Raw genomic sequence first — 13,004 nt, 5'->3', positions numbered from 1 at the left:
GACTTCGCGACTTTGCGAGATTAAAACAAAAAAACTTAGTGAATCTCTGCGAGAAACCTTTGTGAATCTTTGCGGTAGAAAAAACTACGCTCTCTTAATTTCATGCCCAACAAATTCCTCTAAATCCGCAAACATTTCGTCTACAGAAAGCACTTCAAAATCGGGATGGTTTTTTAAGAAATTGGCATTTAGTTGGGCCAGATTTTCTTCTAATTCAAAAAAAATGTCGTTGTTTAATGAATCACGAACCGGATTTACGCCTTCTAATTTCGCTTTCAGGAATTTCCCCAGCTTGATATTGCTTATTAGTTTCACTTTTTTGCTTTGCTCCAGAAATAATTCTAAGTGTTTTTCGGCACCAATTAAAGCCAGGCCTTCTTCAATCAATTCGTTTAGTTCTTTGTTCCAGCCTGAATTGTAGACAAACTGCGAAAAATTTCCTTCGGTATATTGTGAATAGTAATAATCGAGATAGTAACTTGTCAATGCATCTTCGTGAATAAATTCGTCGTCTACACCTTCTTCACGCATTAAGTTGATTACCGAAATATTAGAGTGAATAACATCCTGCGGATTTTCACTTTTCATTGCTGTTTCAGAAACTATTATTCTACCGAATTCCTCCATTTGAGTTTTGTTTTGAGATTTGTTTTTGCAAATTTCAGCAAATTAAAACAGAAAAGAAATACAATCTGATTTATTTGGCATCAAGTTCGTCGTTCCTCTTTTTTTCATTGATTTTTGCAACTAATTCTTTCAAACGCAAGGCGCGTTCTCTTTTTTCTTCTTGAAGTTTAGCCTTTTTCCGATTTAGTAATTTGGTATGCAAAGCTTTGTTTTTGGTGTTTTTTTCGGGTCCCTTTGCCATGGTTTAGATTATTTAATTTTTCAAAATAAAAAAGCGACAAATACAAATTTACTGCTTTTCTTAAAGACTATATTGTTTTCTAGAATCTTTCAAAACTAAAGTTAATTTAATTTCAGAATAGAAACTGTATAGGACTCGATAAAACCAAAATTGAATTGACAAAACCTTCGGCATGATAAATGTAATAGTGTAAATTTCAATATTTAACCAAAAACCACCAAACCATGAAAAACATTATTTACAAAAGTTTACTTCTTTCTCTTTTAATTACCAATATCTGGTCAGTCGTTATGTTTTTTATTTATTATTTTGACAACCCTGTTCTTTTTAGTGGCTTTAAAACACTTTTTATTTACATATGGAGTTGCTGGATTAGTTCAGGATTAGGTATATTAATTCTTTTGTTTTCATTTTTAAAGATTTGGAAATCAAATCAATCAAAAGTTTTTCTGCTAATACTTATTGGCTGGTTTAATATTTTTTTTTCAATATTGCTTGTCGTAACCGTTTGTTTCGAAATAATTAGACATGAAGCTATAACTGGGTTTTATCTTTTTACTAATTTTATTATTTCAATTGTAATTTTCTTTCGTGCAAGAAGAATAATCAGCAGAACTATATGAACTTCCCCAAAAACCTAACTCTATTTTTCCTTTTAGGAATTCTCTCCATTTTAGCAGGAATAATTTATTCCATAATCCTGATAACAGAAAATTCTGCGGAAGATAGTTTATTGGGAATTTATATTTTAATGGGTTTGATTCCTGTTTCTCTAGTTATATTGATTGATAGATTATTCGTTAGAAAATTTGGAAATCAAAAAGTCAATAAAGTACAATTCTCTTTTCTGTTATTTATTATACTTTTATGGATTGTTAGAGCAATCGCTAATTTGTTCGTTTAAATTATGAAGAAAACAGTTTTATTAATTACAATCGGATGTCTTTTCTTCGGCTGCAAAAAAGAAGAAACAACAGAATTTCCATTTGACAGTTTGGTTTTATCTGAAAGTGGATTGCGTCATTCCATTTCTATTAAGTTTACCAAAAGTGACACTGTATTTTTTCAAAAAAGATTTCCAGAACCTCAAGGAAATTTTTACGCTATAATTCAAAGTGAAGAAAAAATAAAATTAAACAAATATTTCAAAAAATTAGACTTTAACAAGTTTAGCTCTGAATATCACCAAGAAAATTTATGCGACGGATATAGCTGTTTAATAAATATCATTGTAAATGGCAAGAGCAAGTCAATTTCTATCTATGGAAATAATGCACCTAAAGAACTTTATAACTACATCGATTCTTTAGCTTATTTTAAAAAAAATCTGAAGTTTATATCAACAAAACAAATTATAGATTTTGGTGATTTAACTTCTTTTCTACCGCCTCCACCACCACCTTTAAAAGAGAACTAATAAATATGAACCCAACCTTCTTCCCAACCCAGGAAAAATTTAGAGAATGGTTAGAAAAGCATTATCAAAAAGAAACCGAACTTGTCGTTGGTTTCTATAAAGTGAGCACCAAAAAACCATCTATGACCTGGTCAGAATCTGTAGATCAGGCACTTTGTTTTGGCTGGATTGACGGCATTCGAAGAACTATTGACGAGGAAAGTTATACGATTAGATTTACGCCAAGAAAAAAGTCGAGTATTTGGAGTGTTATAAACATTAAAAAAGTCGAAGTGCTCACAAAAGCCGGATTGATGAAAGAAGCCGGAATAAAAGCTTTCGAACACAGATCGGAAGAAAGATCTAAAATTTACTCGCATGAAAATGAAGCGTATGTTCTCGACCCTGAATTCGAAAAGCAATTTAAAGCTAATGAAACAGCTTGGGAATATTTCAGCAATCAGGCGCCATCATACAAAAAAGTAATAATTCACGTAATTATGAGCGCCAAACAAGAAAAAACCAGACTTGCAAGATTAGAGAAAGCAATAAAATTTAGCGCTGAAGGAAAACGAATGTTGTAAAGTAATGAAAGCATATTCTACCAACCGTTCAACCTGAAATTTGTGATTCAGAAAGCGAACTTCTTTTAACAAAATAACTATAAAAATGGGTATTTTTCCTGTAGGTTATTTACAATAATAAACCGTAATTTTATTCCCTCAAAAAAACAAAAGAAATTAAGGAATGGAAGGAAGAACAGCATTAGAATATTATGTTTTAGATGTGTTTTCAAACGAAAGCTATAAAGGAAATCCGCTTTCTGTAGTTTTTACCGATGGAAATCTAAAACTAGAAACCTATCAGGATATTTCTAAAGAATTTGGCTATTCTGAAACTTCTTTCGTGTATTATTCTAAAGAAAAGAAAGCACTAAATGTTCGTTCGTTTACTCCAACCGGAATTGAAATCGACGGCGCAGGCCATAATCTATTAGGTGCAGTCTGCGGTGCTTTACTAAAAGGAATGCCCATTTTTGACGAGCAAAATGAAAGCGAACCTTTTGTAATTATGAAGCGTTCCCCAATTCCGTTAACTGTAAGTTTTGATCCGGTTACTTTTTATCCTGTTGTTCAAATGCATCAAAAATCGGCAGTGATCAAACAAGAAATACCAACTTATAGAATTGCGGTAGCTCTCGGTTTAAAAATTGAAGATTTAGATGTGAATGCTTTTGTTCCAACAATAGTTAAAACAGAAGTCGCTCACACAATGGTTCCCATAAAAAACAGTCAATTACTTAACAGCTGTGTTCCAGATAATCAACTCTTAATCGAAATCTCAAAAGAATATAATTTTGAAGGTTTTTATTGTTTCACTATTGCCGATGAAGGTCAGGAACATATAGTCGAAACGAGATTTTTTAACCCAATAATCGGGATATTTGAAGATCCGGCAACGGGAACAGCTGCTGGCCCGTTAATTGGCTTTTTAACACAAAAGAAATTCACTAAATCTGAGAAAGAGTATAAAATTCTTCAAGGTGTCAAATTAAAACAGGCTTCAATGATTGAAGTTATGAATCGTGAAGAAGATATTTTAGTAGGCGGTTCTTCGATTATTACGATGAAAGGGGAACTTTATATATAAACAAAAAGCTGCATCCAGAAAATGCAGCTTTTTTTATATTCAAAACTAAGTAAAGATTTAGTTCGTTTTCATTGGCGGTAAATCAAATGCAACAGAATCATGTTCGAAATTGTTTCTGTGTCCACCATCGCAAAATGGTTTGTTATTAGATAATCCACAACGGCAAAGCCCAAGTGCAGATCTTCCTTGTAAACCGTAAAGTACTCCTTCCGGATCCATGATTTCAAAATCACCTTCTATTTTGATCGATCCGTTTTTATTGATGATTAATTTTGTCTTGCTCATAAACTTGTTTTTTTGTTTTTTTTTCGGAAAGCAAAGATTGCGAAATAAATCTTGAAGATTTTACTTGTAATGCTAGTTTAAACTGGTTCTATTTTATGGGGTTATACCACAGAGACTCGCAGAGTTTTTTATTTTTTGAATCTCGCAAAGTCGCAGAGTCGCAAAGTTTTGTTTTACGCAGATTGAGCAGATTTAAGTAAAAATCATTTAAATCCTTCTAATCTGTGGCTAAAATTAAAAAAACTTTGCGACTCTGCGACTTTGCGAGATTATTTCGCCACAACAACAAAAATCTTTGTGAATCTTTGCGAAAACTCTTAGCGAATCTTTGTGCAATAACAAAATCTCAATTCTATTGCTTATTTTTGCACTCAATAAAATTGAGTTATGATACAAAATCCAAAGAGATATACTATTACTGCGGCATTACCATATACAAACGGACCAATCCACATTGGCCATTTGGCAGGGGTTTACGTGCCTGCAGATATATATTCAAGATATTTGCGTTTGCAAAATAAAGACGTTGCGTTTATCTGCGGAAGCGATGAACATGGTGTTGCCATTTCGATGAAAGCAAAAAAAGAAGGAGTTACGCCACAAGAAGTTATAGATAAATATGACGGAATTATCCGCAGATCATTTTCTGATTTCGGAATTTCTTTTGACAATTATTCAAGAACTTCGGCTAAAGTTCATCATGATACGGCTCAGGAATTCTTCAGAACTTTGTATGATAACGGTGATTTTATTGAAGAAGTAACAGAACAATTGTACGATGCAAAAGCAGATCAGTTTTTAGCAGACCGTTTTGTGGTAGGAACTTGTCCAAAATGTGATAACCCGGAAGCTTACGGCGACCAATGCGAAAAATGCGGATCGACTTTGAATGCGACTGATTTGATTAATCCGAAATCAACAATTACTGGTGAAACTCCAATTTTAAAAGAAACAAAACACTGGTTTTTACCTTTAGACCGTTATTCTGATTTCTTGACCGAATGGATTTTGGTTGGACATAAAAATGACTGGAAACCTAACGTGTACGGACAAGTTAAATCTTGGATCGACGGCGGACTTGAGCCTCGTGCCGTAACGCGTGACCTTGATTGGGGAATTGACGTTCCGGTTGAAGGTGCCGAAGGAAAAAAATTATACGTTTGGTTTGATGCACCTATCGGATACATTTCTTCTACGAAAGAATGGGCAGCGCGCGAAGGAAAAGACTGGGAACCATATTGGAAAGATGAAGAAACGAAACTGGTTCACTTTATCGGGAAAGACAATATTGTTTTTCACTGTATTATTTTCCCGGCAATGCTTAAAGCCGAAGGAAGTTATATTTTACCAGACAATGTTCCTGCAAATGAGTTTTTGAATTTAGAAGGAAACAAACTTTCGACTTCAAAAAACTGGGCGGTTTGGTTACACGAATATTTAGAAGATTTTCCAGAGAAACAAGATGTTTTGCGTTACGCTTTAACATCAAACGCTCCGGAAACAAAAGATAACGATTTTACCTGGAAAGATTTCCAAGCTAGAAATAACAATGAATTAGTTGCCATTTTCGGGAATTTCATTAATCGTGTTGTGGTTTTAACTAACAAATATTACGAAGGTGTTATTCCAACTCCAAATGAATTTACTGAAATTGACGAAGCAACTTTAGCCGAATTAAAAGCGTATCCTGCTGTAATTTCAAGTTCAGTTGAGCGTTACAGATTCCGTGAAGCTTTAGGCGAATTGATGAATGTTGCCCGTTTAGGAAACAAATATCTTGCTGATGAAGAGCCTTGGAAAGTAATGAAAGATGATCCGGAACGTGTAAAAACTCAAATGTATGTTGCACTTCAAATTGCTGCTGCGTTAAGCGTTTTAGCTGAACCGTTTTTGCCTTTTACAGCTGCTAAATTGTCAAGAATCTTGAAAAATGAAGGTCAATTGAAATGGAATGATGTTGCTGAAAATTCAGAATTAATTGTAGAAGGGCACAAAATTGGTGAAGCAGAATTGCTTTTCGCAAAAATAGAAGACGAAGAAATACAAAAACAAATAGATAAATTGGAAGCTACAAAAACGGCTAACCTTGCCGAAAACAAACAAGCTGAACCGCAAAAAGATTTAATTCAGTTTGAGGATTTTGCCAAAATGGACATTCGTATTGGAACTATTCTGGAAGCAGAAAAAATGCCAAAAGCGAACAAACTTTTGGTTCTTAAAGTTGATACAGGAATTGACGTTCGTACCATTGTTTCGGGAATTGCCGAGAGTTTTTCTCCAGAAGAAATCATTGGGAAACGTGTTTCTGTTTTAGCGAATTTAGCGCCAAGAGCTTTACGCGGTGTTGAAAGTCAGGGAATGATTTTAATGACTACAAATGCCGAAGGAAAATTGGTTTTTGTAAATCCAGATGCTGATGCACCAAACGGATCGACTGTAAACTAAGATTTTATATACTTATATAAATTGCGTGAGTCGATTATTTTAATTGATTCACGCAATTTTCTTTTTACTTACAAGCCTAAAAAAACAAATAAAATGAAAATCACCAAACCAAGACTAGCTTTAATATGTGGTATACTCTGTATTTCGATTTTTCCTATATTGGTTAAATTACGTTTAACACCTGGATTAATTTCGGCTTTTTACCGAATGTTTTTTGCAGTCGTTTTGCTTTTGCCTTATGTTGTTTTAAGTAAAAATTTTAAACTTCCGAGTTTGAAATTTGCTCTTTTGGCAATGCTTTGCGGGGTTTTATTTTCTTCGGATGTTGCGGTTTGGAATATTGCCATTCAGGATTCGAGTGCAACTCAGGCTTCTTTATTAACGAATTTATCTCCGGTCTGGGTAGGAATTGGTTCATTTTTATTTCTGAAATCAAAACCAGCGCCAAACTTTTGGATTGGAACAATTGTTTCTTTATTCGGAATGGTGACTTTGGTTGGATTTGAGTTTTTTATTGATTTAAATTTCAATCAGGCTTTTCTGTTTGCCGTTTTATCCGGAATCTTATATTCGATTTATCTTTTAGTCAGCAAAAATGTACTTTCTCAAGTAGATGTTTTATCGTTTATGACCATTAGTTTATTGGCTTCGAGCGTTTATCTGGGAATTCTTTGTTATTCTTTGAATGAACCTTTTACAGGATTTTCAAATACAGGCTGGTTTGTCTTGATTCTTCAGGCAGTAATTTGTCAATTGTGCGCCTGGCTTTCGATTAGTTACGCCACGCAGCACATGCGCGCGACCAGAGTTTCATTGAGTTTATTGAGTCAGGCTGTAATTACCTCTATTTTAGCTTGGTTATTTTTAGAAGAAAAAATAACTTTACAAATGGTTTTCGGCGGTATTATATTACTTTTTGGAATCCGAATTACTTTTTATGATAAGACGATTTCTTTAAAAAGTCTGTTTTCTAAATAAGCTGGTCCGCGGATTTTACAGATTAAACGGGTTTACGCGGATTGATTTTTAAATTTGCTTCTGAAAAGTTCTCACGCAGATTTGGCAGATCAGGCAGATAAAAATCATTTTAATCTTTTTTAATCTGTGGCAAAAAAAATTAGTGCAATTCGTGTAATTCTTGGCAAAAAACCAAAACCTGAAACCTGAAACAAAAAACACTTGAAACAAAACATTATGTTACATAAAAGCAAAATACCAAACTTAAAAGTAATCGCATTTGATGCCGATGATACTTTATTTGTAAACGAACCTTATTTTCAGGAAACAGAGCACAAGTTTTGCGCCTTGATGGAAGATTATCTTTCGCATCAGGGAATTTCGCAGGAATTATTTAAAATCGAAATTGCAAATTTACCTTTATACGGTTACGGAATTAAAGGTTATATTCTTTCGATGATCGAAGCGGCGATGAACATTTCAAACAATACAATTCCGGTTGAAGTGATCGAAAAGATAATTCAATATGGAAAAGAACTCCTTGAAAAACCAATCGAATTGCTGGACGGAATCGAAGAAACGCTGCAAGCTTTACACGGAAAATATAAATTAGTAGTTGCCACAAAAGGCGACTTAAAAGATCAGCACAGCAAACTGCATCGTTCTGGTTTAGGTCATTATTTTCATCATATAGAAGTAATGTCAGACAAACAGGAAATTGATTACCAGAAACTGCTTGGTCGTTTGGATATTCAGGCACATGAATTTTTAATGATCGGAAATTCATTAAAATCTGATATCCTGCCCGTTTTAGAAATTGGCGGTTATGCCGTTCACATTCCGTTTCATACCACCTGGGAACACGAAAAAATAAACCATAAAGTTGAACACGAACATTTTAGTTCATTCGAAAAGATTACAGAAGTAGTCCATAATTTAATAAAATGAAAACACTTTTAGACTTAGAAAACTGGAACAGAAAAGAACATTTTGCACATTTTAAACAAATGGAAGAGCCTTTTTTTGGTGCAACTGTCGAAATTGACTGCACCAAAGCTTATCAAACTGCCAAAGAACTTAAGGTTTCTTTTTTCATTTTCTATTTACATAAAACGCTGGTTGCTGTAAACGCGATGGAAAATTTTAGGTATAGAATTGCCGATGGAAAAATATATATTAACGATCGCATAGATGTGTCGGCAACAATTGGCCGTGAAGACGGTACTTTCGGATTTTCATTAATTGAATATAATTCAGATTTTGAAACCTTCAAACAAAATGCTTTAACCGAAATTGAGCGTGTACAAAACACAACCGGGCTTTTCACCAGATCTTTTGATGATGATAATGTGATTCATTTTTCGGCAATACCGTGGTTGAATTTTACATCGCTTTCACACGCACGAAGTTTTACATTTCCAGACAGCTGCCCTAAAATTTCGTTTGGCAAAATGATAACATCTGAAACCGGAAAACGCACTATTGCAATGTCTATTCATGTACATCATGGTTTAATGGATGGTTTACACGTAGGTCAATTTGTAGATTTCTTTCAAGAAGAGCTGAATAAAAAATAATCTTAATCCTACAATTTGGTCTTATTTTAATACTTTAATGGCTTATCGCGGACAAGGCAAGCAGTAATAAATTCGTTGGTTTGGGAAAAATTTAAAACTCAAATTACAATGAAAAAATCTGTAATGATTCTCGCATTTGCTTTAGGCTTAACTGGCGTGAATGCACAAACAGAAACAAATTCTTCGAACAATTACAATAAGTGGTCTATAGAATTTGCTGGTGGTGTAAACAAACCTCAAAAACCATTTTCAGACGGTTACTTTACAAGTACCCCAAGTCCGTGGGTTGGTGATTTCGGAGTACGTTACATGTTTAATAACAAATTCGGTTTAAAAGCTGATTTTGGTTATAACAGTTTAACGAGTAAAAACAATTCTTTAGATTTTGATTCAAAATACTACAGAATAGATTTACAAGCTGTTGCTAACTTGGGACGTATCATGAATTTTGAAACATGGACTAATACTCTTGGATTATTAGGACATGCTGGTTTTGGTTATTCTCAATTAAGAAACGACAATTTTAGAGGTGCAGACGAAATGGGTAACTTTATTGCTGGTGTAACCGGACAAATAAAATTATCAAACAGACTTGCTTTAACTGGAGATTTCTCTACAATCTTTAATGCATCTCAAGATCGTACTTTTGACGGAGCTTACTTACCTGAAAACAGAGGTTTCTCTGGATTAATTTTCAATGGTACTGTTGGATTAAATGTTTATTTAGGCAAAAACACTAAACATGCTGACTGGACTGTAATTTCTGAGAATATTGATCTTTCAGCATATGACAACAAAATTGCTGATCTTGAAAATCAAATTAAGAACATACCGCAAAAACAAGTTATTGTAGAAAAACCTGTTACAAACAATGTGGTAAACGACAAAGATGTTGTTAAAGACATGATCAATGACAAATATTACAGTGTTTATTTTGATTTCAACAAATCGACTCCAATCGAAAATTCAACTGCTGCAATTGATGTTCTTTTATCTTATTTAAGAAAAAATCCATCGGCAACTGTTGACATCATTGGTTATGCTGATCAAGTTGGAAAATCTGAATACAATGAAAAATTATCAAATGCCAGAGCAACAAATGTAAAAACTATCCTTGAAAAAGCCGGAATCGCATCTTCAAGATTAAATGTTGTAGCTGCCGGAGCTGATACATCAATTCAAAAAGATTCAGAAGAAGCTAGAAGACTGGCAAGAAGAGTTACTTTTAAAATAAAATAATTCTTTTAAAAATAAATAATTTAAAAGTCCGAAAGAAATTTTTCGGGCTTTTTTGTATTTTATAGTTTAAAAATAATTATTCCCTTTCTATGCTTAAATTATAGTCTTAATTATTTCATTAAATTTGGAATAATATTTGCCCGTAAAAACATATGAAAAAACTTTTACTTTTTTTGCTTATACTTTCTAAATCAGTATTGTTAAGCCAGACAGTATTGAATTCATTTCCGTTAAACCTGAACAACCCTTTAGAAGACGGTCAAATTTTAAATATTGAAGATGTAAAAACGCATGATATTTATGTTTTTGCTGCAGATACTAAAAACGTCAATATTTTAAAATATAATAAATCGCTGTTTCTCACAAATCAATTTACGGATTCAATAAAAAACCCGCTAAACAGACCTTTGAGCGGCTACAGCATTAGTGAAGATGGAAATCCATTATTATACTGGAATTTTCCAAACGCCAGAAATCTTAAAATCGTAAAATATTTTCTGGATTCAAAAACTTCCCGAACATTAAACTTCGATTTTCCTGAAAACAATGAATATATTATAGGCACTTTTCAAAAAAACAATATTTTTTATGTTCTGGGAAAGGAAAAAGATCAAAAGCATCTTCTTCTTTATGAATTTCAAAATGGAAAATGCGAAATTAAAATGTTTGACTTTTCAGATTATAACTTTCAAACTGAAAAAGGACAGAAATTTACATTCAATGGATTGATTCGAAATTTTCCAATACAAAAAATAGATTCCGGCGTTTTTAATTCTTTAGACAAAACTTCAGGGATAAACAAAATGTATGTTCTTGATGATCATATTATTTTGACATTTGACTATAATACACAAAAAACACAGGTTTTTGATCTGAACTGGCAAACTCTTGAAGTGAAAGAGAAAATATTTACTCAGCCCAACTCTAAAAAACCTGCTAAAAGTTCCAATTCTTTTTACAGCGACGGCAGATTATTTCAAATCAAAGCTAACAGCGAAGAGTTTTTGTATGATATAAAAGATTTTGAATCTGGACAAATCCTAAAAAGTGTTTCGGTTTCAAAAAATGATACAATTCGTTTCAAGAACTCTCCTTTGTTCCTTCAAACAAACAATCAAAAACCTCAGGAATTAAAAACCACAGCTAAATTCCTTAAGCACTTATCAGATTTAAGCGTAGGGATTTCAGTTTTCCAAAGCAAGAAAAACAACTATATAACGTTTGGAGGTTTTGTAGAGTATATTGTTACCCGTTATTATGGCTTGGATGATGTTGCTGACTTTAATGGCACTGGCGCACAATCTACCTATATCCAGAATAAAATGGTATTTTTTGATTCGACGCTTGATTCTAATCTTGAATTTGTAAATAACAAACAATCAGAACCATTGGCCATTGATAATATTTATTACTATTTAAGCATAAATAAAAATGTATCGCTTCAAAACATTCTAAAACTAAAAGATTATTATATTTTGAGCTATTACGATGATACTCAAAAACAATTTATAATTCGCAAATTTACAGATGGCTTTATAAGGGAAGATAACGGAAATCCAATTATGAACAAGTCTCAATTCTCGAAACCTGCCTCTTTTGGCAAGATCAAAACTTATAAATTTATTGAGAATTAATCCAAATGTCTCAATGTTTTCGTGGTTTGAAAAAGTGGTTTGGAATATTTTTGTTAATTTTACAAAAAAGACATCATTATGCTATCAAAAAATATTGAAACAGCTTTAAATAAGCAGATCCGCATAGAAGCAGAATCTTCGCAAACTTATCTTTCTATGGCTTGTTGGGCTGAAGTACACGGATTAGAGGGAATTGCTCAATTTATGTACACACAATCAGACGAAGAGCGTGCACATATGCTTAAATTAGTAAAATATGTGAACGAACGCGGAGGACACGCTCTTATTACAGATCTAAAAGCACCTAAAATAACCTATTCTACTTTTAAAGAAATGTTTGAGGAGCTTTATAATCATGAAATTTTTGTTTCGCAATCTATCAACGAATTGGTACACATAACTTTTGAAGAAAAAGATTATGCAACACATAATTTCTTACAATGGTATGTTTCTGAACAAATCGAAGAAGAAGCTACAGCTAAATCTATTTTAGATAAAATCAACTTGATTGGTGAAGATAAAGGCGGACTTTACTTGTTTGATCGTGATATTCAGCAATTAACAGTTACAAGTTCAATTGCAATTAATCCAAAATAAAAAAGTTAAAGTTTATTTAGAATACTTAAAAATAACTTTTTTCATTTATATTTGCCTCTGTTTTTAATAATACAGAGGAAAATTGGGCAAGAAAGAAAAAGACAAGGACAAGAAAAAGGATAAAAAGAAAAAAAAGAATGCTGTTATCCTTGATAAGATTAAGAAGATTGAAAACTGTAAATCTTCTTGCTGTGAGAAATATAAAAAAAGCGAAAAGAAACGCTGCTCGCGCTGTCCTATGTTTGATTTATTCAAAAAAACTGCTTAACGAAATATAGAAAACCCACCAAGAAATCTGGTGGGTTTTTAATTTTAAATTATATTCGTCTTCTGATTTTAAAAGAGTCTCTATTTAA

14 protein-coding genes are annotated in these 13,004 nt (G+C 32.8%); 11 read left to right on the top strand and 3 right to left on the bottom strand.

Annotated elements, in window-relative coordinates:
• Positions 1-84: 84 nt before the first annotated feature.
• Complete coding sequence (locus ASD98_RS02540; RefSeq protein WP_056199769.1) at positions 85-627, bottom strand: hypothetical protein; 543 nt, start codon at positions 625-627, stop codon at positions 85-87.
• 70 nt (positions 628-697) lie between these two features.
• A complete protein-coding gene (locus ASD98_RS24085; protein ID WP_199866264.1) occupies positions 698-868 on the bottom strand; it encodes a hypothetical protein in 171 nt (56 codons plus the stop codon).
• A 907-nt stretch (positions 869-1,775) separates the two neighbouring features.
• On the opposite strand from ASD98_RS24085, the gene ASD98_RS02525 reads away from it, so the two are divergent.
• From ASD98_RS02525 to ASD98_RS02515, 3 genes are all read left to right on the top strand, one after another.
• Positions 1,776-2,285 carry a hypothetical protein gene (locus tag ASD98_RS02525; protein ID WP_056199760.1) on the top strand — a complete coding sequence of 170 codons (510 nt, stop codon included), beginning with the start codon at positions 1,776-1,778 and terminating at the stop codon, positions 2,283-2,285.
• A 5-nt stretch (positions 2,286-2,290) separates the two neighbouring features.
• The gene (locus tag ASD98_RS02520) at positions 2,291-2,848 is read left to right on the top strand and encodes a YdeI family protein (RefSeq protein WP_056199757.1); all 558 of its coding nucleotides are present in this window, start codon (positions 2,291-2,293) and stop codon (positions 2,846-2,848) included.
• Positions 2,849-3,011: 163 nt separating this feature from the next.
• Positions 3,012-3,914, top strand: coding sequence for a PhzF family phenazine biosynthesis protein (locus ASD98_RS02515; protein ID WP_056199755.1), 903 nt, complete (start codon positions 3,012-3,014; stop codon positions 3,912-3,914).
• A gap of 57 nt (positions 3,915-3,971) precedes the next feature.
• Here the strand turns inward: ASD98_RS02515 and ASD98_RS02510 are convergent, their stop codons facing one another.
• Entirely contained in the window at positions 3,972-4,199 is a 228-nt protein-coding gene (locus ASD98_RS02510) for a CDGSH iron-sulfur domain-containing protein (RefSeq protein ID WP_035632488.1), read from the bottom strand.
• A 387-nt stretch (positions 4,200-4,586) separates the two neighbouring features.
• On the opposite strand from ASD98_RS02510, the gene metG reads away from it, so the two are divergent.
• From metG to ASD98_RS02470, 8 genes are all read left to right on the top strand, one after another.
• Positions 4,587-6,644 carry a methionine--tRNA ligase gene (gene metG, locus ASD98_RS02505; RefSeq protein ID WP_056199752.1) on the top strand — a complete coding sequence of 686 codons (2,058 nt, stop codon included), beginning with the start codon at positions 4,587-4,589 and terminating at the stop codon, positions 6,642-6,644.
• 93 nt (positions 6,645-6,737) lie between these two features.
• Positions 6,738-7,622 (top strand): DMT family transporter, encoded by an 885-nt coding sequence (locus tag ASD98_RS02500; protein ID WP_056199907.1) that lies wholly within the window; start codon positions 6,738-6,740, stop codon positions 7,620-7,622.
• A gap of 216 nt (positions 7,623-7,838) precedes the next feature.
• Positions 7,839-8,549 carry an HAD family hydrolase gene (locus tag ASD98_RS02495; RefSeq protein WP_056199750.1) on the top strand — a complete coding sequence of 237 codons (711 nt, stop codon included), beginning with the start codon at positions 7,839-7,841 and terminating at the stop codon, positions 8,547-8,549.
• Positions 8,546-9,178, top strand: coding sequence for a chloramphenicol acetyltransferase (locus ASD98_RS02490; RefSeq protein WP_056199745.1), 633 nt, complete (start codon positions 8,546-8,548; stop codon positions 9,176-9,178). The genes ASD98_RS02495 and ASD98_RS02490 overlap by 4 nt, the downstream gene beginning before the upstream one ends.
• Positions 9,179-9,286: 108 nt before the next feature.
• Entirely contained in the window at positions 9,287-10,417 is a 1,131-nt protein-coding gene (locus tag ASD98_RS02485; RefSeq protein WP_056199741.1) for an OmpA family protein, read from the top strand.
• Between the two features lie 152 nt (positions 10,418-10,569).
• On the top strand, positions 10,570-12,051 hold the full coding sequence (locus tag ASD98_RS02480) for a hypothetical protein (RefSeq protein WP_056199738.1): 1,482 nt from the start codon (positions 10,570-10,572) through the stop codon (positions 12,049-12,051).
• Between the two features lie 78 nt (positions 12,052-12,129).
• Positions 12,130-12,648 carry a ferritin gene (locus ASD98_RS02475; RefSeq protein ID WP_056199735.1) on the top strand — a complete coding sequence of 173 codons (519 nt, stop codon included), beginning with the start codon at positions 12,130-12,132 and terminating at the stop codon, positions 12,646-12,648.
• A gap of 82 nt (positions 12,649-12,730) precedes the next feature.
• Positions 12,731-12,916 (top strand): hypothetical protein, encoded by a 186-nt coding sequence (locus ASD98_RS02470; RefSeq protein WP_053473091.1) that lies wholly within the window; start codon positions 12,731-12,733, stop codon positions 12,914-12,916.
• Positions 12,917-13,004 lie beyond the last annotated feature (88 nt).

Source organism: Flavobacterium sp. Root186, assembly GCF_001428525.1.
Taxonomy (GTDB): domain Bacteria; phylum Bacteroidota; class Bacteroidia; order Flavobacteriales; family Flavobacteriaceae; genus Flavobacterium.
The sequence above is the reverse complement of the archived record's forward strand: the minus strand, read 5'-3'. Positions and strand labels throughout refer to the sequence as shown.